The organism is Oceanotoga teriensis, assembly GCF_003148465.1.
Lineage (GTDB): Bacteria > Thermotogota > Thermotogae > Petrotogales > Petrotogaceae > Oceanotoga > Oceanotoga teriensis.
Map to the genome: position 1 here is coordinate 54,114 of NZ_QGGI01000015.1, position 23,214 is coordinate 77,327.

The 23,214-nt window shown below is 24.4% G+C and carries 23 protein-coding genes; 12 read left to right on the plus strand and 11 right to left on the minus strand.

Features of this window, described 5'->3' with window-relative positions; all coding sequences use genetic code 11:
- Positions 1-18: 18 nt before the first annotated feature.
- From C7380_RS10120 to C7380_RS10140, 5 genes are read right to left on the minus strand one after another with little or no spacing between them, the layout of a single operon-like run.
- Positions 19-1,686 carry a putative ABC transporter permease subunit gene (locus C7380_RS10120; RefSeq protein ID WP_109605532.1) on the minus strand — a complete coding sequence of 556 codons (1,668 nt, stop codon included), beginning with the start codon at positions 1,684-1,686 and terminating at the stop codon, positions 19-21.
- Entirely contained in the window at positions 1,649-2,401 is a 753-nt protein-coding gene (locus C7380_RS10125; RefSeq protein ID WP_109605534.1) for an ABC transporter ATP-binding protein, read from the minus strand. Before C7380_RS10125 ends, C7380_RS10120 begins: the two co-directional genes overlap by 38 nt.
- A 15-nt stretch (positions 2,402-2,416) precedes the next feature.
- The gene (locus tag C7380_RS10130) at positions 2,417-3,160 is read right to left on the minus strand and encodes an ABC transporter permease subunit (RefSeq protein ID WP_109605536.1); all 744 of its coding nucleotides are present in this window, start codon (positions 3,158-3,160) and stop codon (positions 2,417-2,419) included.
- Positions 3,153-3,926 (minus strand): ATP-binding cassette domain-containing protein, encoded by a 774-nt coding sequence (locus tag C7380_RS10135; RefSeq protein ID WP_109605537.1) that lies wholly within the window; start codon positions 3,924-3,926, stop codon positions 3,153-3,155. Before C7380_RS10135 ends, C7380_RS10130 begins: the two co-directional genes overlap by 8 nt.
- Positions 3,916-4,293, minus strand: coding sequence for a GntR family transcriptional regulator (locus C7380_RS10140; protein WP_109605539.1), 378 nt, complete (start codon positions 4,291-4,293; stop codon positions 3,916-3,918). The genes C7380_RS10135 and C7380_RS10140 overlap by 11 nt, the downstream gene beginning before the upstream one ends.
- A 110-nt stretch (positions 4,294-4,403) precedes the next feature.
- On the opposite strand from C7380_RS10140, the gene C7380_RS10145 reads away from it, so the two are divergent.
- Complete coding sequence (locus tag C7380_RS10145; RefSeq protein WP_109605541.1) at positions 4,404-5,786, plus strand: tyrosine-protein phosphatase; 1,383 nt, start codon at positions 4,404-4,406, stop codon at positions 5,784-5,786.
- On the opposite strand, the gene C7380_RS10150 is transcribed toward C7380_RS10145, so the two are convergent.
- A complete protein-coding gene (locus tag C7380_RS10150; protein ID WP_109605544.1) occupies positions 5,778-6,128 on the minus strand; it encodes an STAS domain-containing protein in 351 nt (116 codons plus the stop codon). The genes C7380_RS10145 and C7380_RS10150 overlap by 9 nt on opposite strands.
- Positions 6,129-6,196: 68 nt before the next feature.
- On the opposite strand from C7380_RS10150, the gene C7380_RS13865 reads away from it, so the two are divergent.
- From C7380_RS13865 to C7380_RS10165, 3 genes are all read left to right on the plus strand, one after another.
- Positions 6,197-6,763, plus strand: coding sequence for a sugar O-acetyltransferase (locus tag C7380_RS13865; protein ID WP_109605546.1), 567 nt, complete (start codon positions 6,197-6,199; stop codon positions 6,761-6,763).
- A 173-nt stretch (positions 6,764-6,936) separates the two neighbouring features.
- Complete coding sequence (locus tag C7380_RS10160) at positions 6,937-8,007, plus strand: M24 family metallopeptidase (protein ID WP_240597600.1); 1,071 nt, start codon at positions 6,937-6,939, stop codon at positions 8,005-8,007.
- Positions 8,008-8,024: 17 nt separating this feature from the next.
- Positions 8,025-8,915: a DMT family transporter gene (locus tag C7380_RS10165; RefSeq protein ID WP_158274873.1), complete on the plus strand. Its 891-nt coding sequence runs from the start codon at positions 8,025-8,027 to the stop codon at positions 8,913-8,915.
- A 33-nt stretch (positions 8,916-8,948) separates the two neighbouring features.
- On the opposite strand, the gene C7380_RS10170 is transcribed toward C7380_RS10165, so the two are convergent.
- The 4 genes from C7380_RS10170 to C7380_RS10185 all read right to left on the minus strand — a co-directional run bounded on the left by C7380_RS10170 (position 8,949) and on the right by C7380_RS10185 (position 12,483).
- Positions 8,949-10,394, minus strand: a complete 1,446-nt coding sequence (locus C7380_RS10170; RefSeq protein ID WP_109605550.1) for a M16 family metallopeptidase — start codon at positions 10,392-10,394, stop codon at positions 8,949-8,951.
- 13 nt (positions 10,395-10,407) lie between these two features.
- On the minus strand, positions 10,408-11,727 hold the full coding sequence (locus C7380_RS10175; protein WP_109605552.1) for a M16 family metallopeptidase: 1,320 nt from the start codon (positions 11,725-11,727) through the stop codon (positions 10,408-10,410).
- Between the two features lie 89 nt (positions 11,728-11,816).
- A complete protein-coding gene (locus C7380_RS10180) occupies positions 11,817-12,158 on the minus strand; it encodes a helix-turn-helix domain-containing protein (RefSeq protein WP_109605554.1) in 342 nt (113 codons plus the stop codon).
- Between the two features lie 13 nt (positions 12,159-12,171).
- Positions 12,172-12,483, minus strand: coding sequence for a P-loop NTPase family protein (locus C7380_RS10185; protein WP_109605556.1), 312 nt, complete (start codon positions 12,481-12,483; stop codon positions 12,172-12,174).
- Positions 12,484-12,757: 274 nt separating this feature from the next.
- Here C7380_RS10185 and C7380_RS10190 point away from each other — a divergent pair, with 274 nt between their 5' ends.
- From C7380_RS10190 to C7380_RS10225, 8 genes are all read left to right on the plus strand, one after another.
- Positions 12,758-13,489 (plus strand): MBL fold metallo-hydrolase, encoded by a 732-nt coding sequence (locus C7380_RS10190; protein ID WP_109605558.1) that lies wholly within the window; start codon positions 12,758-12,760, stop codon positions 13,487-13,489.
- A 23-nt stretch (positions 13,490-13,512) separates the two neighbouring features.
- Positions 13,513-15,033: an ABC transporter substrate-binding protein gene (locus C7380_RS10195; RefSeq protein WP_109605561.1), complete on the plus strand. Its 1,521-nt coding sequence runs from the start codon at positions 13,513-13,515 to the stop codon at positions 15,031-15,033.
- 10 nt (positions 15,034-15,043) lie between these two features.
- Positions 15,044-15,982, plus strand: coding sequence for an ABC transporter permease (locus C7380_RS10200; protein ID WP_109605563.1), 939 nt, complete (start codon positions 15,044-15,046; stop codon positions 15,980-15,982).
- A gap of 6 nt (positions 15,983-15,988) precedes the next feature.
- On the plus strand, positions 15,989-16,804 hold the full coding sequence (locus C7380_RS10205) for an ABC transporter permease (RefSeq protein ID WP_371682089.1): 816 nt from the start codon (positions 15,989-15,991) through the stop codon (positions 16,802-16,804).
- Positions 16,805-16,806: 2 nt separating this feature from the next.
- On the plus strand, positions 16,807-17,766 hold the full coding sequence (locus tag C7380_RS10210; RefSeq protein ID WP_109605565.1) for an ABC transporter ATP-binding protein: 960 nt from the start codon (positions 16,807-16,809) through the stop codon (positions 17,764-17,766).
- A 16-nt stretch (positions 17,767-17,782) separates the two neighbouring features.
- Positions 17,783-18,757, plus strand: coding sequence for an ABC transporter ATP-binding protein (locus C7380_RS10215; protein WP_109605566.1), 975 nt, complete (start codon positions 17,783-17,785; stop codon positions 18,755-18,757).
- A 94-nt stretch (positions 18,758-18,851) separates the two neighbouring features.
- The gene (locus C7380_RS10220; protein ID WP_158274874.1) at positions 18,852-20,906 is read left to right on the plus strand and encodes an alpha/beta hydrolase; all 2,055 of its coding nucleotides are present in this window, start codon (positions 18,852-18,854) and stop codon (positions 20,904-20,906) included.
- Positions 20,903-22,711, plus strand: a complete 1,809-nt coding sequence (locus C7380_RS10225; protein ID WP_109605570.1) for a lipase/acyltransferase domain-containing protein — start codon at positions 20,903-20,905, stop codon at positions 22,709-22,711. The genes C7380_RS10220 and C7380_RS10225 overlap by 4 nt, the downstream gene beginning before the upstream one ends.
- 16 nt (positions 22,712-22,727) lie before the next feature.
- On the opposite strand, the gene C7380_RS10230 is transcribed toward C7380_RS10225, so the two are convergent.
- The gene (locus C7380_RS10230) at positions 22,728-23,063 is read right to left on the minus strand and encodes a hypothetical protein (RefSeq protein ID WP_109605572.1); all 336 of its coding nucleotides are present in this window, start codon (positions 23,061-23,063) and stop codon (positions 22,728-22,730) included.
- Positions 23,064-23,214: the final 151 nt, after the last annotated feature.

A 23,214-nucleotide genomic window follows, 5' to 3' on the forward strand; every position in this document is an offset into this window, starting at 1 on the left:
TTTAGATTTGTTCCTTTTTTAATCTTTACTCAAAAGTTTTTGTGTTTTATTTAATAATAATTTGTACAAAAAGATACTTATTGATATATTTAATATCAGAGAAATTATCGTTAATAGATTTGGAGATAAATTTTTAAGTATAGTTGCACCTATAAAAGATAATAAAGCACAATATCCAAATACTATTAACATAGCAAATAAACCATTTAAATTTCCTTTCATTGCTTTTTGTGGATTATCCCATTTCAAATTAGGATTTATTGTATCTACTATCATTTGTATTAAATTTAAAGTTGTTACGATAGAAAAAGAGGTTATGAACATCATTAAAATTTTTATGAAAGAAAAAGATCCTATATAGCTTATTAAAATAGTAACGATTATTATAGGGACAGAGGCAAATACATTTATATGTATTAATTTTGAATTTATTATTTGCATTGTTGATGCTGGAATGATTTTTAATTCTCCGAAAGAAGTCCCTTCTCTTGAAAAAATGGAATAAGAAATACCGTTTATAGATGCTGATAATGCAGCTAATATAGTTCCTATTGGTAAAATATAATTCCCTGCATTTTTAATCAAATCTTGTATCATTTTTATATCTTGATCATCACTATTTTTAAAGACTAATGTAAATAGTATTAGCATTATTGGAAAAACGAGAATATTTGCAAATCCATTTACTGAAAAAGATGGTGTTCTCATAAAATTATTCCATTCTCTTTTAAATAATGCGATAGTTTTACTATTTTCCTTTTTTAATGAAGAATTTTTATATTTTTTATTTGATATTGAATGCCCTTTATTGGATTTTAAGAATTTAAAATAAAATGGTTTGCTTATTAAAATAGATAAATATAATAATGATATATTTAATAATATATATAAAAAAAGCCATATTATATTTATATTATCTGAGAATATTTTTGATATTAATATTACTGGAGGATAGTATAAAGAAATTCCTTGATTAATACTTTCAGAATATTTTGACATATTTGAGAGATCTTGAGGTGAAATTAATTTTGAGTTTATATCTTGATTTATGATATAACTGATGAAAAATAAAGATATTATTATCAAAAAAGATACTATTAATATATAAAATTCTTTATTTTTTGATTTTATGAATATACCACTTGTTATCATCGAAACAATTGTTATTAAAGAAATTGCGAATATTTGAGATAATAAATATACTATTATCATACTTATATAAAAAAAGATATTGGCCTTTTCATTTATTCCATAATATATAAAAGTTGGTAATATTATTATTGTAGATATTATGATTTGATCTAAATATGCTGTTGATAGTTTTGAAATGATGATTTCATTTTGAGTTATTGGAAGTGTTAAAAGTAAATTATTTTTTTTTGATAAAAATAAATTACCTGTAATAGTAAGCATACCCACAATTATTCCGATTATTCCACTCAACATAGATGCCATTGTTAACAATGATTCTGGAGAATTAATAGTTTTAAATACGGTATAATAACTTCGAAGTATTTGACTGTACAAAGGAATTATAGAGATTATTGATACTATTATTGCTACAGTTATGGCTATTAAATTGATTCTTTGGCTTTTTTCATTTTTGAATGAATAAATATTTTTTGATATAGAATAATGTGAATTTATCTCAGTCGAGATAAGAGAAATCAATTTTTTCGCTTTCACTTTCTGTCACCTCCAAGAATAAATCTTCAAGGCTTTCATTTCCTTTATTTTCTTTTAATTGTTCAATAGTACCCATAAATATGATTTCACCTTTATTTATTATAGCTATTCTATCGCAAACTTTTTCAGCTATTTCCATTATATGAGTCGAAAAAAAGACAGTTTTATTATTTTGCGTATGATTTTTCATCATTTTTTTTAATATAAAAGCAGATTCTGGATCTAATCCAACTATAGGCTCATCTAAAATCCAAAGATCTGGATTATGAATTAATGTTGATATTAAAGATAACTTTTGTTTCATACCATGTGAATAAGAAGATATTGGGTTGTTTATAGCTTCTCCCAATTTAAAATGTTTTAGTAATTTTTCAAGTCTATTTTCTCTTTCTAAAGGTGGAACTTCAAACATATCACAAATGAATTTTATATATTCAATACCTTTTAATTTTTCCATTAATAAAGGTTCATCTGAAACATATCCAATACTTTGTTTTATCTTTAAAGGGTCTTTTTTTATATTCAAACCATTTACAAAAATTTCACCTGAACTCGGCTGAATTATTCCAGTTATCATCTTTATTGTAGTTGTTTTACCAGCACCATTAGGGCCTAAAAATCCAAAAATTTCACCTTTTTTTACTTCGAGATTCATATTTTTTACAGCTTTAAAGTTATTGTTATAAGTTTTTTCAAGATTTTTTATTTTTATCATAGTTTTTACCTCCCTTTAAAAATCTTTTTTTTCAAAGATTTTTAATGAAAAAAATATTAAAAAAATAGAAAATAATATTGAAAGAATTATAGGCAAAAAATCCATTTCATTTTTGATTATTAATTTTGGATCTAATATAAAATTATATGGTGTTTTTATTTTTACATTCGGTAAAAAATATAATGTAAGACATAAAAAAATTATTGTCAATGGGATAATAAAACTTTTTATTTGTGTTTGAGTAATTATAGAAATCAAAACTGCTATTGGAATTATTAATGAGCTTATAATCGTTTGTTGGATAAAAATCTTAAAATAATCAATTATTTGAAAATCAAAACTACTCATAGATAATGTAATTATAGAAATAATAAAAAATATTATATTAATCAAAACAAAGTTTATATATATAGAGGATACTTTTTTTATAAAAATATTTTTTCTTGATTTTCTTGTTATCAAAAAATCAAAAGTCTTTTTTTCAAATTCTTTTGAAAAAACACTATAAGAAAATATTAAAGCTATTAAAGGTAAAAATTGTCCAAAGTTTTTTCCATACCATTGAGTTTTAATAAAAAAATCTAAATTCCTAAGTTTTTCTATTTGAATCATACTTGAAAAAGCTTTTAATGCTTCTTTATTTTGATTTAAAACTTGTATAGTTTTTTCTTTAAATATTAATAATAAAAAGAAAAAAGATAAAAGTAAAGAAATAGATATTATTAATCTTCTTTTTGAATCTAAAAATTCTTTATACATTATGTTCACCTCTTATCAGAGCTTCAAAGATTATGTCAAAAGAAATATTCTCATATTCTTCATTTTTTAATTGATCTTTTTTTACAATATAAACATTTGAATTTCCTGCTTTTTTATAAAAATATCCTTTTGGGATATTTGAAACTACTGCCACATAATTTTCTTTTAAATCATCTATTGATGAATTTTCAATTATTTTACCTTTATTCAGTATTATGGTTTTATCTGCTAATTTTTCTACTTCTGTTAGTATATGACTTGTATAAATTATTGATTTATTGTTAAAAGTTAAATCTCTAAAAAATTTAAAGATCATATTTCTTTTTATAGTGTCTATATTATTTACTGGTTCGTCTAATATATATAAATCTGCATTTGTTGACAAAATTATTATATTGTATAGTATAGATCTATTTCCATTAGATAAATTAATGATTTTATCATCATTTAATTCAAAAATATTTAAAAATTGTTTTGCTTTATTTATATCAAAACGATTATCATATTTTTGAAGTATTTTGAATATTTTCGAGATTTTATAATTTTCATAAAGAGATTTATTTTCTGGTAGATAAACAAAATTATCATTTATCGAAACTTCACCTTCGTATTTTTTTATCAAGCCAGTAATTATTTTCAATAAAGTTGTTTTACCAGCACCATTAGGGCCAATTATCGAAAGAATATGACCTGTTTCTATTTCAAAATTGATATTTTCTAATATAATTTTATTATTATATTTTTTATTTAAATTTTTAATCTGCATTATTATTCACATCCTTAAAAGTATCCTCAAGCACATTTTTCAATTTTTTGAAAGGAATACCAGAGTTTTTACAATTATGAGCTATTTTCTCAAACTCTTTGATTCTTTTACTTTGAAAGTCATCTTGATTCAAATCTTTTACTTTGTATCCTTTTCCCCTCATAACCTCTAAGACTCCTTCAGCAACAAGTTCTCTATAAGCTCTTGCAACTGTATTCAGATTCACATCTAAATTTTTTGCATTTTCTCTTATAGAAGGGATTTGATCATCTGGATTGAGTTTTTTGTTTATTATTTGTTCTTTGATTTTGTTTTTTATTTGTTGATAAACAGGAGTATTTGAATTAAAATCTATATAAAACCACATTATCCTCACCTCTGTAATATTATACTATTACAGTATAAACTTTGTCAAGTAATATCTAACCATATTGTTTTATTAAAAAATGATATAATTATAAAAATGGAGGTGAAAATATGAAAAAAATTTATAGTTTACTTGAAGATTTAAATGATTTTTTTAGAAAAAATGAAGAAATAAAAGCCGTTATTTATTACGGCGATACTATAAATAGACCAGATTATTTTAAAAATTTTTTTATCACAATTTATTCTGATAATTTTAATTTGAAAGAAGAAATTTTTTCTGATATAAAATATAGAATTAATGATTATTTTGATGTTATTTATAAAATTTTAGAAGAAGATAAAATATCTTTTTTTACAACGAGAAAAGAAAGGATAAATATTAATTTTAAATTTAAAAATAAATACTATGAAGATGTTTTTATGCTCGAGAGAGAAAATTTTATTATCGATGAAATAGTATATCTTAAGCGAGATATGACAGGACCTTTTTTTGATGAGGAAAATTATAATCAAAAATTGATAAATTCATTTTTAAACGAATTAGAAAATTTTTTTCTTCAACTTAATACAAACAATGTTATGGAATCTTATTTAATATATTCAAAATTAATAAACATTGTTTTTAATATTTATTCTATAGAAGATAAACTCGATTATGATCTTTGGTATAAAGATACAAATAAAGAAATTGTAAAGGATATAATGAATATTTCAGAAGGATTAGATATTAACTTAATAAATACTAAAATTTATAAATTGATAGATTTTTTCATGAAAAAAATAGAAAATGATAAGAGTAAAAAAATAGAAAGAGTTGTAAACTATATAAGGACAAAATATCCAATATTTTTTAATTTCAGAGATATTTCAAGTGTTCCAAATGAAGCATCTTCAAATGTAATTTTAAATGATGGATATGTTTTTAGAAGCTCATCTTTAAGTAATTATGATGAAGTTTTTCTTGAAAGTTTTATGACAAAAAATAACATAAAAAAAATAATAGATTTACGTGGTGAACAAGAAATAAAGAGGTATATAAAAAGAAGGGGGAAAGATTATTCAGATAATTTTAAAGAAAAATATGTTGTGAACCTGTATATGAATGATATTGAAGAAATAAAATATTATCCAGATAATATTAGACAAAATAACTATTATCATGTTTTAAAAGAATTTAGATATATAATAGGTGATTTATTCAAAAATCATATTTCAAAAGCAGATGAAGAACATTTTATAATACATTGTGAAACGGGAAAAGATAGAACGGGGATAGTTATAGCAATATTATTAGATTTATTGGGTATTGATAAGTCTACCATAGTAAAAGACTATTTGAAATCTTTTCAAGATGTGAAAAAAGAAAACATTGAGTTTGTTATAGATAAACTCAATAATGAATTTGGTGGCAGTGAAAATTACCTTATAGAATTTTGTAATGTTGATAAAAGTATATTAGATAAAATAAAGAAAATATTTATTTTAATTTAATTCATAAGATTTTAAGGCTTCTTCATAGTCTTTAAATATAGTCAAAACCTGATCTAATTTGGTTAGTGCAAATATTTTTAATATATTTGATTTTGGGGATATTATACATAATTTTTTACTTAAAGAAGAGGTATTTTTTATCAATGAAATCAATGATCCAAGTCCAGAAGAGTCTATATAATTTAAATTTTTAAAATCAAGAATTATATATCTTGAGCCTTCTCTTTCAATTGCAGTATTTAAATCATCTTTAATTTGCTTATGAAAATAAACATCAAAATCACCAGATATTTTAACTAATAAAACTTTATTATCCAATTTTTGTTCATATTCACATTTCATACAATCACCCCTTATGTCGGTATATATTTTTATTTTACCATAAATTAAAATAAGAAAGGAGATTTTTTATGAATAAAGAGTTAGAAAATATGATTCAAGGCAAACTTTACAGATCTGGAGATCCTTTTTTAATTCAAGCAAGAAGAAATGCAAGACTTTTGTTTGAGGAATATAATAAAACATCTATAGATGAGTTTCAAAAGAGAAAAGAAATATTAAAAAAATTGTTGGGTAAAACAGGAGAAAATTTTTATATAGAACCTGATTTCAAAGTTGATTATGGTTTTAATATTTTCATTGGAGAAAATTTTTATATGAATTATGATTGTGTGATACTCGATTGTTCAACTGTGAAAATTGGAGATAATGTGATGTTTGGTCCTGGAGTACATATATATACTGCATATCATCCATTAGAATTTAAAAAAAGAAATTCTGGTTATGAACTTGCAGCTCCAATAGAAATAGGAGATAATGTTTGGATTGGTGGTGGAGCTATAATAAATCCTGGAATAAAAATTGGAAATAATTCTGTAATAGGTTCTGGAAGCGTAGTTACTAAGGATATTCCAGATAATGTTTTTGCGGCTGGTAATCCATGTAAGATTATAAAAGATATAAAAAATGATGTGTAATTTTATTTTTTTGTAACAAATAGAGTATATAATTGTATTATAAAATGAATGTTTTTTAGCGTTGGACCAAACCCCTGTAATAAAAAAGCCCTTTTAAAAGGGGCTTTTTTTAATTTGATTTATGATATATAATATTTATTGTATTAATTATTTAATTAAAGGGGGCGAATTTTTTGAACAAAAGAATGGAAAAATTGTTAAAAGCAATGAATGAAAATAAAGTTTCTCAGATTTTGTTAACATCTCCATATCATATAAAGTATTTTACTGGAAAGATGATAGAGCCTGGAGAAAGATTTTTAGGAGCACTCATAACAAAAGAAGGAAAGTGTGATATATTTTTAAACAAACTTTTTAGTGTTGAAGAAGTTGAAGGATTTAATGTACATATATATGAAGATAAAAATGATCCTGTAAATCTTATATGTGAATTTATAGAAAAAAATAATATTTTATATGTAGATAATGAATTAAAATCAAGATTTTTAGTGAAAATTATAGAAAAATTAAAAAATATTGAAATCAAACTTGGAAATTATTTGATAGATAATTTAAGAGTTATAAAAGATTCTGATGAAATAAATTTGATGAGAGAATCATCCAATATCAATGATCTTGCAATGGAAGATATGATAAAACTCGTTCCTGAAATGTTACCAGAAAAACTTTTAGCAAGAGCAGTTGAGGCCAATTTAATGAAACATGGTGCATCTGGAAATTCATTTACGCCTTTAATAGCTTATGGTAAAAATGCAGCTGAACCACATCATGATTCAGATAAAACACCTTTGAAAAGTGGAGTTAATGTTTTAATAGACATGGGTGGTGTATACAAAGGTTATTGTTCAGATATGACAAGAACTGTATTTTTTGGAGACCCTGGTCAAAAAGCAAAAGATATTTATAATATAGTTTTAGAGGCAAATCTTAAAGCCATAGAAATGGTTAAACCAGGTATGAAATTCTCAGAAATAGATGCAGCAGCTAGAGATTTTATAACTAAAAAGGGATATGGAGATTTTTTTACTCATAGAACAGGTCATAACATAGGAATTGAAGTTCATGAATGGCCAGATGTAAATGAAAATATTGATATACTTTTAAAACCTGGAATGATATTTTCTATAGAACCAGGTATTTATTTAAAAAATATACTTGGAGTTAGAATAGAGGATCTTGTTTTAGTTACTGAAAATGGTGTTGAAGTTCTAAATAAATATGATAAAGATTTATTAATTATATAATTTAGGAGATGAGTATGGTGAGTTCGCAACTAAAAGGGTGGGTATATCTGTTAATAACAGTTTTTTTCTTCAGTACCATAGAAGTTGTTACAAAACCTTTTGCAGGGGTATTTGATCCTCTTCAAATAACTTTTTTAAGATTTTTCTTTGGAGGACTTGTTTTATTAATATTTTTATTGATATCAGGAAAAATGAAAACTTATAAACTTACAGTTAAATCATTAGTTTTAATGGGATTAATAGGAAGTTTAAACTCTGTATTATCTATGTCTCTTTTACAATTATCTGTAAAGTTTTCAAATGCTTCTACGGCAGCAATCTTAATATCGGCAAATCCAATTTTCGTTGTTATTCTTGCTTCTTTAATACTGAAAGAAAAGATAACATTAAGAAAGGTTGTATCAATGGCTGTTGGAGCTTTAGGTATAATCATTATATTGATGTCCAATTCTTCTGGAGATAGTACTTTAGGACTTTTATATGGGGTGCTTGCTACGATAAGTTTTGCACTTTATACAGTTTTAGTAAAAAAATATGTTAAAGAAATACCTTCTATAATATTTGTAACTTTTTCATTTTTACTTTCATCAATTATATTTTATATAGTATTGCTCATATTCAAAATACCTGTTTTCACATTTGAAATTGAAAGCTTTAATGTTATATGGATGTTGGCATATATAAGTATATTCGTAACTGGTATTGCTTATATAACTTTCTTTAAAGCTTTTGAAGTATTAGATGCATCAAAAGGTTCTTTTTCATACCTTTTGAAACCAGTTATTTCTATGATAATGGCTTATTTATTTTTAAATGAAATTCCAAATAATATGAAATTAATAGGAACTGTTTTTATAATACTATCTGTAGCAATAATAGCTTTAAAAGGTAAAAAAAATAAAATTTAAAATAAAAACTCCTTATTAAATAAGGAGTTTTTTTTAATTTAAATCAATTATATCGATATCTATACCATTTTTTTGAAATTCAGGTAAGATTTGTTCTTTGTTTCCAACTATAACTGTAAAGAATTTTTCAGGATAAGTATTTTCCACAAAAGACTTTTGTACTTTTTCAGCATTCAATTTATTATATTCATTTATAAAATAATTCATATAATCCAATCTTTCTTTATTTAAATCTAAAGATGAAATTATAGATCTTATAATTGAAATCTTATCATTGAGAGAAGAAGGTAAAAGAGCATTATAAATATTAACTATCTGGAAAACCTCATCTTCATTTATAGGATTCTTATTTTCTTTAATATCATTCATTATTTTTATTATATCTTTTCTTGCTTCAAAAGTTTTTTCAGGCCTTACTGTAGTAGAAATTGAAAAAACTCCATCATTTATATTTTCTGTAAAATTTGAATATACTCCATAAACAAGACCTTTATTAGTTCTGAGTTCTTTCATAAGTCTACATTGAAAATCACCTGAACCATATATTTGATTAGCTATTGTAAAAGGAATGCGATCTTTAAATTCATTTTTTTTGTAAAAATTATATCCCATTATTATATTAGCTTGAGTTGAATCTGGTTTATTAATTAAAAGAATTTTATTATTTAGCTGAGAATTATCTTTTCTTTCGAATTCTGGGATTTTTGAACTCTTTTTATTCCAATCTGAAAATGAATTTGATATATAATTTAGCATTTTTTTAGTTTCAAAATCACCTGAGATAGCAACTATTATTTTATCTGGAGAAATACTTTTATTATAATGAGCCATGATTTTATCTGGGGTTATAGTTTGTATATTCATTAAGATTTGGTTTAAATCATATTGATAACTGTATGGTATATCATTATAAATATTTTTATAAAAATACATTTTTGATATAGAATCTTCATTTGTTCTTGCTTGCATTAAATAAGCATAGCTTTCTTGTAAAACTCTTAAAAGATAGTCTTTATTAAAATCAACATTTATAAGTGTTTCTTTTAATAAATCCACCATCTTTTCTTTGTCAGAGCTCAAAGCATTTCCTTCGAAAGATATATAATCATTTTTAACATCCATGGATAAAGAAATTCCATTCAATTCTTTGAATTTAGAAAAATCAGATTCAGAATAATTCTTATTTCCTTTATTCATCATTTGAACCATTATACTGGTTATTCCAGCATTAGTATCATCTTCGAAAGAAAGTCCGCCTTTTATAAAGCCTGTCATTTCTATTATTGGAAGACTATTATCTTCAATTAAATAAATTATCATGCCATTATTCAGTTCAGTTCTTGTGAATGTTGGAATCTTTATTATTGGTTTTTCGTTTTTATTATTTGCCAATTCTTTAAACATTTCTGGGCTAAAGTCTATAGAAAAAGCTGTTATAAAAACAAATATTATTAATATATTAAAAATTATTTTTTTCATTTTATTTCCTCCATTATTTAGATTTAGGGACTATATATCCAACAGTTCTATTATTAGGTACAAAATATTTTTTTATAGAATTTTCTATATCTTTAGAGTTTAGATTTTCAACGATATTTATATTTTTTTGAAGTAGATTTTCATCATTATATTTTAATATATTAGAAATTGTTATTTGTTCAACATTTTTAATATTCTTTTGTGAAAATATCAAAGATTTTAAGGTGTTTTTCTTTATTATTTCTAATTCTTCATCATTAACTCCGTTTTTAAAGATATTTTCTAATTCTTGATCAAAAGCATTTTTAACATAATCAAGTTGAGATTCGTTATAAGGAACAGCATATAATATTGCATAACTTTGATTCCTTATTAAAAATGGTAAAGCTCCAGCTTCCATTATCACATTTTCTTTTAATTTCAATCTTGTATTTATTCTTGAATTTTGCGAATTTACAAGAATATCCATTATAGAGCCTATACTTATGATATCTTCAGAATTTCCAGCGGGTAATTTGTATAACATAACCATTACGGGAATATTTGTATTTTTTTCAATTTTTATAAAATTTTCTGATTTTTGTTCAGGTTCTTTTATTGTATTTCTTTTGATTTCTTGAGGTTTATAATCATCGAAATATTTTTTTGCAAGAGTTAAAACATCTTCAGGATATATATCTCCAGAAACAGATAATATAGCGTTATTAGGAGCATAATAAGTTGTATAATGATTTCTCATATCCTCAACTGTTAAGTTGTTTAAATCATCCATCCATCCAATTACTTGATGATTCAAGCCAGAATATTTGAAAGCAGTTGCTTGTAAGTCTTCTAAAGCGGATTGAAAGAAATTACTTTCTAAATTCATCCTTCTTTCTTGTTTTACAACTTCTCTTTCTCTATTAAATTCTTCAGAGTCTATTTTTAAATTTCTCATTCTATCTGCTTCTATAGCTATTGCAAGTTCCAGTTTTGCAGAAGGAATCTCTTCAAAATAAACTGTATAATCATATGAAGTTTGAGCATTATTAGTTCCACCGACAGATTTTAATAGAATATCAATATCTTGTTTATTGAGAGAATCTGTTCCCAAGAACATTACATGTTCTAAGAAATGTGATAACCCTGTTTTTCCATTAAATTCGTCAATTGAACCTACATTATACCAAACAGATACTTTAGCTAAAGGTATACTATGATCTTCAAAAATATATATTTTTAATCCATTTTCTAATTCATAGCTTGTATAATTTGGTTTTGGTACTTGTAAATTTTCAGAAAAAGTAAAAATTATCAAAGTGAAAAAAAGAACTAATGTTAAAATTTTTTTCATCAAAAAACCTCCCACTTAAATTTAATGATATTCTATCATAAAAAATAGGAGCTTTAAATTAATATTTAAAGGCTCCTGTTAATTTTTTATTATTTATTTTTTTCATTAAAAAGTTTTTTTATTTCAGAATCATCTAAAGTGTTATTTTCTTTTTTAAATTTCTTCTCTATATTTTTTATTTTATCTTCTATAAGATCAGAATTATTTACTTTTATAATTTTATTTGAAGATATTTCATCAAAGATGTCTTCAGGTTTTTCAGGTTTTACAAACTTTATACCAGTAGATTTTATAAAATCATTTAAATCTGATTCTGAAATGACCTCTTCATTATTTTCGAAAGTTACTTTTAATTTTGATCTATTTATCCAATCTTTTACTGTATATTCTGAAACGCCAAGAATTTTAGCAGCTTCTTCTTTTGTATACATAAAATTCCCCCTTTTAAAATATTTTTATTTCTTTGTCAAACATATCTTTACTTGAATTTCTATGGCTTATACATAATATAGTTTTATCTTTAAAATTATTTACAATATTTTCAAATATTGAATACTCCATTTTTTCATCCACACTTGTCAAAGATTCATCAATCATGATTATTTCAGGCTCATTTGCCAAATTTTGAGCTATATTTATTCTTGATTTTTCTCCACCAGATAAAATAAAAGAAAAAAATCCAGTTATTAAAGATAAAATTAAAACAATTATAGTATTAAAATAATTGTTTTTAAAGAAGATTTTTAATGAATTCATTGTGTTCACCCCTATACTTTATAAGTTTTGATATTAATGAATATCTATATTTTTGGTTTTATATGTATAGAAAATAGTACTATTATTGATATAATTAGTTGCATATATTTTTTTATATCGATTAAAATTTTTATAATTATAAATACTCATTTTATTTTGGTTAAATATATTAAATTATAACATAATTAGTGTTCAATTTGTTGTTAATTTACATATTGTAAATAAATATTATAGAAATAATTTATATCAATAATTAAAAATAGGAGATGATTAAATGAAATTAACTATAGTTGGAAGATGGGGGGCTTATCCAGAAAAAGATGAACCATGTTCAGGTTATTTATTAGAAACCAAAAATAACAAAATACTTATAGACTGTGGCCCAGGTGTTTTAACCAATGTTCAAAGGTACTGTTCATTAGATGAAATAGATTATGTTATTATAAGTCATTTTCATCCAGATCATTTTACTGATATATATTCTTTTCAATATGCAAGTATGATATCTATGAAACTTGCTAAGAGAAGACCCCCTTTAAAAATTATATCTCCATTAAAAGATAATAAATCTAAAGAAATGAAATATGGTGAATTTACTGAATCTATATTATATGATGAAGGTTCTATATTATCATTGAATGATGTTGAAATAAGGTTTTCGCTCAATGAACATCCGATTCTTTGCTATTCCATAGGAGTTCACCATGAAAATAAATATTTTGCTTATTCTGCTGATACACAAATAGGGCATAATTTAATTGAATTTGTAGAAAAAGCAGATTTATTTTTATGTGAATCTTCATTATATGAAAATATGGAAAAAGAAATAAAAGGACATTTAACTGCAAGACAGGCTGGAAATATAGCTCATTCGGCGAATGTAAAAAAAATGATATTAACACATCTACCTCATTTTGGAGATCATGAAGATCTTTTGAATCAAGCTAAAAAAGAGTTTATTGGTGATTTATATTTAGCAAATTGTGGAGATGTTTACTATATTTAAATCCTTCTAAAGGAGGAAAAATTATGAAAAAGGTTTATAAGACTATATTATTAGTTTTGATTTTATTGAGTTTGAGTTTTGTTTTGATTTCATGTGGTAGCGATGAAACAGAAAAAGAAAATGATAAAGTGAGAATTGTAGTGAGAGTAGCACAGGATCCAGATTTTTTAGATCCACATAGAGCTGCAGCATCAGGCACTTATGAAATAATGTTTAATGTTTTTGAAGGTTTATTAGATCCAAATACAGATGGAGGAGTAAAACCAGCAGTTGCAAGTTCTTATAGTGTTTCTGATGATGGTAAGGTTTATACTTTTAAATTGAGAAAAGGGATAAAGTTTCATAATAATAATCTTGTGACTGTTGAAGACATAAAATATTCTTTGGATAGGTTGATAGGAACCGAAAATTCAAATGGTTTATCTACAGAATTTAGTAATAAAGTTGAAAAAGTTTCTATTGTAGATGATGATACTGTTAAGGTGTTTTTAAAAGAATTGGATACAAATTTTTTGAGTAATTTTATACAACCTATAATACCTAAAGATAATGATGAGTTTCAAAATACTAAACCTATAGGAACAGGGCCTTTTAAATTTGTTGAATATATTCCAGGCCAAAAAATAATAATGGAAAAAAATGAAAATTATTGGAATAAAGATGTTCCAAAAATAGATGAAATAGAATTTAGAATAATACCAGATGAACAAGCATCGCTTTTAAGTTTCAAAGCTGGAGAAATAGACATGTATCCAAGAATATCAGCAGAGTATATAGAATCTTTAGGAGAAAATTCTTATGTAGTAGATGGAGCTCAAAATCTTGTCCAGCTATTTGCATTTAATATGAATAGAAAGCCTTTTAATGACAAGAGAGTTAGAGAAGCTATAAATCATGTTGTAGATAAAGATCAAATAATAAAAGCTCTTGCTAATGATTATGGAAGTAAAATAGGAACAAATATGAGTCCTGCAATGAAAAAATACTATAATGAAGATCTTGAGAATTATTATGATGTGAATATAGATAAAGCAAAAGAATTGTTAAATGATGCTGGATATAAAGATGGATTTGATATGATAATAACAGTTCCATCAAATTATAAATTTCATGTAGATACAGCTCAAATAATAGTTGAACAATTAAAACAGGTTGGAATAAATGCAAGCATTGAGCAAGTTGAATGGGGAGTATGGCTTGACAGAGTTTATACATCTAGAGATTATCAATCTACAGTTATAGCGTTTACTGGAAAACTTAATGCTTATGATGTTTTAAAAAAATATATGAGTGATTATCCAAGAAATTTTATAAATTATAATAATGAAGAATTTGATAAAACTATGAATGATATTGGAAAAGAGATAAATGAAGATAAAAGAGTTGAACTTTATAAAAAAGCTGAAGCTATATTGACTTCAGATGCACCAGCAGTTTTTATAATGGATCCTAATTTAATAGTAGCTATAAAAGACCATTTTCAAGGATATCAACTTTATCCTTTATACATACAAGATATTTCAACCATGTATAAAGTAGAATAGGTGATTTTTAATGTATTTTATGAGAAAAACATTTGCTATGATAATAACAGTTTTTTTGGTTAGCATTATAACTTTTTTTGCTTTTGAACTTATACCGGGTGATCCTGTATTGGCAAAATTAGGAATAAATGCAGATCAAGCACAAATAGAAGCCTTAAGAGAAGAATTAAATATAAATAAACCGCTAGCCGGGAGATATATTTCCTGGGTTAGCGGTATTTTTACTGGAGATATGGGAAAATCAATAAGATATGATATGGATGTAAATGATATAATAGGTCAAAGATTTTCTGTTACCTTTCAATTGTCCATAATGAGTATTATAATAATTATTATATTTGGAATTCCACTTGGGATTTTAGCAGCTAAGTATGATGATAATATTTTTGGATTTTTAATCTCATTTATAACTCAAATAGGTTTAGCTATACCATCTTTTTGGGCTGGTATATTGCTTATATATTTATTTGGATTAATACTAAATCTTTTTACAGCAGGAGGTTATGTATCTTGGTCCCAAAATCCTTTAGAATCAATAAAATCTTTATTTTTACCTGCCCTTGCTATAGCTATACCTAATATAGCTGTTGTAATAAGATATTTAAAAAGTTCTATTTTAGAAGAAAAAGATAAAGACTATACAAAAACAGCTTTAGCAAAAGGATTAAGTTCCAATCAAGTTTTAATATTTCATATATTGAGAAATGCAATTATACCAGTTATAACTATTTTGGCAATGATAATAGCTAAAGTACTTGCTGGAAGTATTGTTATAGAACAAGTATTTACTATACCTGGAATGGGAAGACTTTTAATAAATGCGATTTCTACGAGAGATCTTCCTTTGGTACAAGGGCTCGTTTTTTATATTTCTATAATAGTTGTAATGATAAATTTTTTAGTTGATATTGTCTATAAATTTATAGACCCAAGAATAAAATTAGATTAGGTGTTGATTCAATTGAAAAAAAATATATATTTAAAAATAGGAATATTTATAGTTTCATCTCTTTTCATATTAATGATAATAAGTATTTTTTATACTCCATATGATATAACTAAAATGAATCTCGACAAAAAATTAAATTCTCCAAGTAAAGAATTTATACTTGGAACTGATAATTTTGGTAGAGATATATTGAGTAGAGCTATGAAAAGTTCACAAACGGCTTTTATTGTTGGAGGAATTTCTGTTGGTATAGGCTTATTATTTGGAGTTTTTATCGGAGCAATTTCCGGATATATTGGTGGAATAGTAGATGAAATAATAATGAGAATTATGGATGCAATGATGGCTTTTCCGGGAATATTATTTGCACTTTTATATGTTGCAATTTTTGGAGTTGGAATTAAAAATACCATAATAGCGATAGGAATAATATCTATACCATCATTTGCGAGGATAGCAAGAAGTGGTTTTATTCAACATAAATCTATGGATTATGTTAAAACAGCTAAAATGTCTGGGGCAAAAACTATAAGAATAATATTTGTTCATATACTTCCAAATGTTATATCCCCAATAATTGTAGCAGCATCTATGGGTTTTTCTACAGCTGTTTTATCAGAAGCAGCTTTGAGCTATTTAGGCCTTGGAGTTCAACCACCATATCCGAGTTGGGGAAGAATGCTCAATGAATCTCAAATATACATAGAAAGAGCACCATGGTTTGCTCTTGTTCCTGGAATATTAATAACTTTATTAGTTTTAGGATTTAATTTTTTAGGAGATGGATTAAGAGATGCTTCTGATAAAAGAAAGAAGGAATAATTATGGATGAGAATATAATAGATTTAAAGAATTTAACCATATCTTTCAAAGAAAAAAAATCAGAACTAATTGCAGTTAATGATGTAAGTTTTGGTATAAAAAAAGGTGAAATATTAGGTCTTGTAGGAGAGTCTGGGTGTGGGAAAACAGTTACATCTCTTGCAATATTAAAACTAATTTCAAAAAATGCCCAAATAAAAAAAGGTGAAATATTATATAGAGATAAAAATCTTTTAAATCTTTCAGAAAAAGAATTAAAAAAAATAAGAGGAAAAAATATTTCTATGATATTTCAAGAACCAATGTCATCTTTAAATCCACTTTTAAAAGTTGGAAATCAAATTAAAGAAATAATAAACATTCATCGAATTGGTGATAAAAAAGATAATAAAGATAAAGTAATAAAATTAATGAAAAACGTAGGATTAGCCTCACCTGAAAATACATATAATAAATATCCACATGAATTATCGGGAGGCCAAAGACAGAGAATAATGATTGCAATTGCAATTGCAAATAATCCCGATTTAATAATAGCTGATGAACCAACAACAGCTTTGGATGTTACTATACAAGCACAAATAATAGAGCTTTTAAAAGGTATAAATGAAAATAAAAAATCTTCGATATTATTTATTTCTCATGATCTTGCATTGATCAAAGAAATGTCTAATAGAATAATAATAATGTATGCTGGTTTTATAGTAGAAGAAGCTGAAACAAAAGAATTATTCAATAATACATTACATCCATATACAAAAGGTCTTTTGGAATCAATACCAGAGCCATCTAAAAAAGGGAGCAAGTTAAATACCATAAAAGGTAAAGTAGCGGATTCTAAACAAAGGCTTATAGGGTGTCCTTTTAAAGAAAGATGTCCGATTTCAGTAGAAAAATGTTTTATTAAATTACCTGATTTGAAAGAAAAAAATGGACATAAAGTCAGATGTTTCATGGCATAATTCAGAGGTGAAACTTATGAAAAATGATTATATTCTTGAAGTTAATAATTTAAAGACTTATTTTAAACAACCTAAAAGAAAACTATTCAAAAAAACTGAATATTTAAAAGCTGTAAATGGAGTTAATTTTAAGGTAAGAAAAGGTGAAGTATTTGGCTTAGTAGGAGAATCTGGATGTGGAAAATCTACAACAGGACAAACGATAGTAAAGCTAATACAAGCTACTGATGGAGAAATAATCTTCAATGGTAAAGATATTTTAAAATTAAAAAATAGAGATCTAAAAGAGTTGAGAAGGAATATACAAATAATATTTCAAGATCCATATTCATCTTTAAACCCTAAAAAGCGAATAGGTTGGATACTTGAAGAACCATTAAAAAATTATGATTATAAAAATACAAGAAAAAGAAAAGAAAAAGTTTGTGAAATGCTTGAAATAGCAGGATTTAGTAAAGAATTTTATAATAGATATCCTCATGAATTATCAGGGGGTCAAAGACAAAGAATAATAATATTACATGCTTTGATGTTAAACCCTCAATTGGTGATATCTGATGAAGCTGTTTCGGCTTTAGATGTATCTGTTCAAGCACAAATATTAAATTTGATGAAAAGACTTCAAAATGAATTTAATCTAACCTATATATTTATCTCACATGATTTAAATGTTGTTTATTATATAAGTGATAGAATAGCAGTGATGTATTTTGGAGAAATAGTTGAAATTGCAGATGTTGAAGAATTATACAATAATCCTCTTCATCCATATACAAAAGCTTTATTATCCGCTATTCCTAAAATAGATAAAACAACTGGTAAGAAAAGAATAATCTTAAAGGGAGATGTTCCAGATCCATTAAATCCACCAGAAGGTTGTCCTTTTCATACAAGATGTCCAAATGTAATGGAAATATGTAAAAATAAAAAGCCAGAAATGATAGAAAATTTAAATAAACATAAAGTAATGTGTCATTTATATCAAAAATAACTGTTTTGTCAAAAAACAGTTATTTTTTAATTATATATTTAATTAATTAATATATAATTGATTAAATATATGTTTTTAAATGGGAGGTTTTAATTTGAGTCAAAAAGTCATATTAACTTCTATAATAATAGCTTTAATAGCTGGAAGTATTAGTTTTTTAAGTTTCATAGAAATAAATGATCAAGCTCAAGATAAAATAATGCCGCCTCAAGATGTAACCGTTGAAGAATATTCTTATGATAAAGTTTCTTTAAAATGGAATAATATGAATTCAAGACAAAAAAATATAATAGTTTTATTCAAAGATATTCAAAAAGATGAAATTTATAATATGAGAATACTCAGTCCAAATACAAATTATATAGAGATGTTTGTAAAGCCCAATATTCAAACGAAAGTTATAGTGAGAGCTGTTACAGATGAAGGAATAAACTTTGATAATGACGATTTAACATTTCTCATGATAAGAAATGAAGATGAAGATCATATATTTAAATTAAAAGACACAGAAATTCTTTTATACAAAGGTTCTTATATAAAAGATTTTGATACTTTTGTTTATAATGGATATGATAAAGAAACAGATCAAAATTATGTAAAAATAGATTATATACCTTATAATCCAGAAGAAAATATAATAGAAAAAATAATTAAAGAAAAAAATTATTCTATAAATAATTTTATGTTCCCAATAGGAATAAAAACTCTCAATAAAAATATAAATTTAAATACACCAAGATATATGAATGTCGAAAGTGTAAGTAAAGTTGTTGATACAGTGGCATTCAAAAAATCAACAAATTATTATCCATTGATACCTACATTTCTTACAGATAGTGATTTTGAACAGATTTTTCCAACTATAGTTAATGTATACTCACCAATATTTTTTAACCTTCCAGTATATCAGTCCCTTGAAATAAAATTATATTATAATCAACAAAAAGAAGTGCCACATTTTGCTGAACTTTGGAAAGTAAAACCAGAATTTGATGAAATAAAGTTTTATGAAGATCTCGTGTTTTTCAATGAATTAATACCCATAAAAGCTCAAAGCTTTAGAAAAACAGAACTTCAATTGAATAAAGAAAAAAAAGAATTTCAAAAAAATAAAAAAGCATTAATATTTGTACATGGACTTCAAATAATAGATTTAAAAAATAAAACAGAAGAAGGATTTCCATGGAGAATAAACAGTAGATTTGAATATTTTAATCAATGGTTTAGATATATATATGAAAATGATGAAAAATTTAAAGACTTTGATTTTTATGAATTTTTATATGATACTCATACTCAAACCGTTGAAGATTTTGGAAAAGACTTAAATGAAATAATGACAAAAAATGACTTCTTCGATGAAAAAAATGGTTATGATGAAATTTATTTTATTTCACATAGTATGGGAGGTCTTGTTTCAAGATTTACAGTTAATCAAGGTGATTATGATAATATAGGAAATATAGTCACTATAAATGCGGTTAATAGAGGTTCCCCCTTACAAAATTTGCCACAATTATTTTCTTCACAAATAGTAAAAAATATCGTTCCAAATACAAATTTTATGATTCCTTTACTTGAAATAGGGAAAAAATTAATAGTATCATTTTTTAATGGAGAAAATTTAACAATAGATAAAGAAGTAGAAGAAATTCTTCAATCAAATCCAGTATTTTTTCCGGTTGTATTTTCTCAACTTGGTATGTTAGATCCATTCTATGGTGGAACATCTATTAATTATGATAATGAAGAATATCTTGCGAGTCTTGAAAAGACTTTATATCCTCAAGTAACAGAAGGTAAAATATTCAAAAGTAATCAATTAGTAAAAAATTTGAATAAAGATGACAAATATCTCGATAAAACAGTTATAGTATATTCAACCACCAATGAAAAATCTGGAGATATAGCCTATAATTTTTCATATGCAGTCTTAAAAGCTTTTGGAGATATGACTGGAAGTACCGATGATGATATAGAAAATGATGGTGCAGTACCTTTATCGAGTCAAATTATAGAAGGAGTTGAAGGACCAAAAATAGATAATACATACTCTGAAAATACAACACATAAAGGAATACTATCCAATGAAAAAGTTATAGAAGGCGTATTCAAAAAATATATACTCATGGGTGGGATACAAAAATGAAAAAAATTTTATTAATAATATCGATAATGATTATAAATTTGATTATATTTTCATCTGAAATAATCTATAAAAAAGGAGAATTTTTTATAGATATAAATGACTCTAAAGATTATATATTAAATATAAATAATAAAAAAGTTGAGCTCGATGAAAACTTGTATAAGGTAAAAGAATATGATAAATTAAATTCTTTTAATCTCATAAAATTAGACAAAAATAGTATAATATCGAGTGAAGAATTTAAATATTATATAATAGATGATTATGAAAAAGAACATATAATAAAATATAAAGATACAGAATTAAAATTATTTAAAAATTCTAATATAATGGGATTCAAAACAATTATAAAAATACAAGACAATGAAATATATATAAATTATTATCCAGATGAAAATGCAAATATCGATGAAGTATTCATACCATTAGCCATAAAGAATGAAAGATTAAAAAATGAAAATTTTATAAAAATAAACTCAAGGGTAAGACTTTTTAATAATTTGAATTATGTTAATACAAAAAAATATTATCCAATAATAAGTAAAGAATTAACTAAAAGTGATTATTATGGCATTTTTCCTTCAATTTTAGATATATATGATCCAGTACTTTTATTAAAAGATATATATACAATTCAAATTATAATAGATATAAAAGATACAAAAAAAATAGAAGATTATAATGAACTCTATAAAATGAAATATAAATCAAATACATTGATAATAAAAAGAAAAGAGCAACCATTAAACATAACATTACCTTTTGTTACCAACTCTTATAGAGAAATAGATTATTCAAAACAAAAAAATAAAAAAGCGATATTTTTTATACATGGATTGCAGCCCATATATGTAGATGAAACTATAAATGATTTAAAAACATATCCATGGAGAAGCTATAAAAGATTTGAAACATGGAATGAATGGTATAGGGTCTTTGAAAAAGATTTAAAAAAAGAATATGATTATTATGAATATATATATGATACCCATACAAAAACTTATGAAGAATTTGGAAATGATCTTTATAAAGAATTAGAAAAAATGAATATGAAAGAATATGAAGAAGTATATTTTATATCCCATAGTATGGGAGCTTTAGTAACATTGAAAGCATTGAATAATTATGAATATAAAAATATCAAAAAAATAATAATGCTAAATGGAGTAAATCTTGGTTCACCTTTACAAAATGTCCCACAATTGTTTGATAGTAGATTATATGAAAAAACTTTAAAAGTAGACGAAACAATTATAAAAACATTTGATATACTTTCAAAACTTTCTTTATCATTAATTCAAAAAGAAAAGGTAGACATAGAAATATATATAAAAGAAGTACTCGAAGAATATCCAATATTCTTTCCAGCTCTTTTAACCATGAATGGAATATTAGATCCTTTTAAAGGTGGTATATCAATAAGATTTTCAAATGAAGAATATATAAAAAATATTAATAAAAATCTTTTTAAAGAATTAGATGTATTGAATTACAATGAAAATATAATACAATTACAAAAAAATAATTTTTACAAAGATAAAACTTATTATTTATTCTCAGACATAAAAGATTTCATAGATGATCCGGCTTTCAATTTCACATACAATTCTTTGAAAATGATGGGTGAAATTTCACAAATGGATGATCGATTTATAAAAAATGATGGAGCTGTACCAGTATATAGTCAAAAAAATGGCGGAGAAACAAATGTATATTCTGATTTTCAAGATGAAAATCTTCATCATGAATTAGTATACAAAAATGAAAAAATAATAAAATTTGTATCGAATTTAATAAACAAATGAGGATGCTATAGCATCCTCATTTGTTTTCCAATATGCCAATATAATTCAATAAATCATTTGAATCATCAAATATACACCATAAAATATCGGATTTTTTACCACTGTTTAAATACATATTATGAACACTTATTTTAATATCATTAATTTTTTCGCTTTTGATGGGTGTTTTACAAATATGCATAGTTGAATACCAATCCTCCGGATAATCAGATTCCAAATCCTCAGCAATTATCACATCTAAAGCTCTTGAATCCTTTTCTCTAATATCATGAATTCTTTTTAATTCTCTTAAAAAATAAATCTTTTTATCAATGGAAATTTTTAAGTCTACTACTCTGTCAGGACTATTCATATTAATACCTCCCTCTATAAAATACGCTTAAGTGAATATTTCATGATAATTCATAGAAATTAAAAAAAACAAAAAAATATAAAAGATAATAAATAATGAAAGAAATTTTATTTATTAAAAAATTAATAAACATAAAATATGGTAGTAGTTA

What these genes read in the sequence shown, in the direction of transcription:
- C7380_RS10125 (WP_109605534.1), bottom strand. Translation starts at nt 2,401, where the DNA reads ATGATAAAAATAAAAAATCTTGAAAAAACTTATAACAATAACTTTAAA.
- C7380_RS10130 (WP_109605536.1), bottom strand. Translation starts at nt 3,160, where the DNA reads ATGTATAAAGAATTTTTAGATTCAAAAAGAAGATTAATAATATCTATT.
- C7380_RS10135 (WP_109605537.1), bottom strand. Translation starts at nt 3,926, where the DNA reads ATGCAGATTAAAAATTTAAATAAAAAATATAATAATAAAATTATATTA.
- C7380_RS10140 (WP_109605539.1), bottom strand. Translation starts at nt 4,293, where the DNA reads ATGTGGTTTTATATAGATTTTAATTCAAATACTCCTGTTTATCAACAA.
- C7380_RS10145 (WP_109605541.1), top strand. Translation starts at nt 4,404, where the DNA reads ATGAAAAAAATTTATAGTTTACTTGAAGATTTAAATGATTTTTTTAGA.
- C7380_RS10150 (WP_109605544.1), bottom strand. Translation starts at nt 6,128, where the DNA reads ATGAAATGTGAATATGAACAAAAATTGGATAATAAAGTTTTATTAGTT.
- C7380_RS13865 (WP_109605546.1), top strand. Translation starts at nt 6,197, where the DNA reads ATGAATAAAGAGTTAGAAAATATGATTCAAGGCAAACTTTACAGATCT.
- C7380_RS10170 (WP_109605550.1), bottom strand. Translation starts at nt 10,394, where the DNA reads ATGAAAAAAATAATTTTTAATATATTAATAATATTTGTTTTTATAACA.
- C7380_RS10175 (WP_109605552.1), bottom strand. Translation starts at nt 11,727, where the DNA reads ATGAAAAAAATTTTAACATTAGTTCTTTTTTTCACTTTGATAATTTTT.
- C7380_RS10180 (WP_109605554.1), bottom strand. Translation starts at nt 12,158, where the DNA reads ATGTATACAAAAGAAGAAGCTGCTAAAATTCTTGGCGTTTCAGAATAT.
- C7380_RS10185 (WP_109605556.1), bottom strand. Translation starts at nt 12,483, where the DNA reads ATGAATTCATTAAAAATCTTCTTTAAAAACAATTATTTTAATACTATA.
- C7380_RS10190 (WP_109605558.1), top strand. Translation starts at nt 12,758, where the DNA reads ATGAAATTAACTATAGTTGGAAGATGGGGGGCTTATCCAGAAAAAGAT.
- C7380_RS10195 (WP_109605561.1), top strand. Translation starts at nt 13,513, where the DNA reads ATGAAAAAGGTTTATAAGACTATATTATTAGTTTTGATTTTATTGAGT.
- C7380_RS10200 (WP_109605563.1), top strand. Translation starts at nt 15,044, where the DNA reads ATGTATTTTATGAGAAAAACATTTGCTATGATAATAACAGTTTTTTTG.
- C7380_RS10210 (WP_109605565.1), top strand. Translation starts at nt 16,807, where the DNA reads ATGGATGAGAATATAATAGATTTAAAGAATTTAACCATATCTTTCAAA.
- C7380_RS10215 (WP_109605566.1), top strand. Translation starts at nt 17,783, where the DNA reads ATGAAAAATGATTATATTCTTGAAGTTAATAATTTAAAGACTTATTTT.
- C7380_RS10225 (WP_109605570.1), top strand. Translation starts at nt 20,903, where the DNA reads ATGAAAAAAATTTTATTAATAATATCGATAATGATTATAAATTTGATT.
- C7380_RS10230 (WP_109605572.1), bottom strand. Translation starts at nt 23,063, where the DNA reads ATGAATAGTCCTGACAGAGTAGTAGACTTAAAAATTTCCATTGATAAA.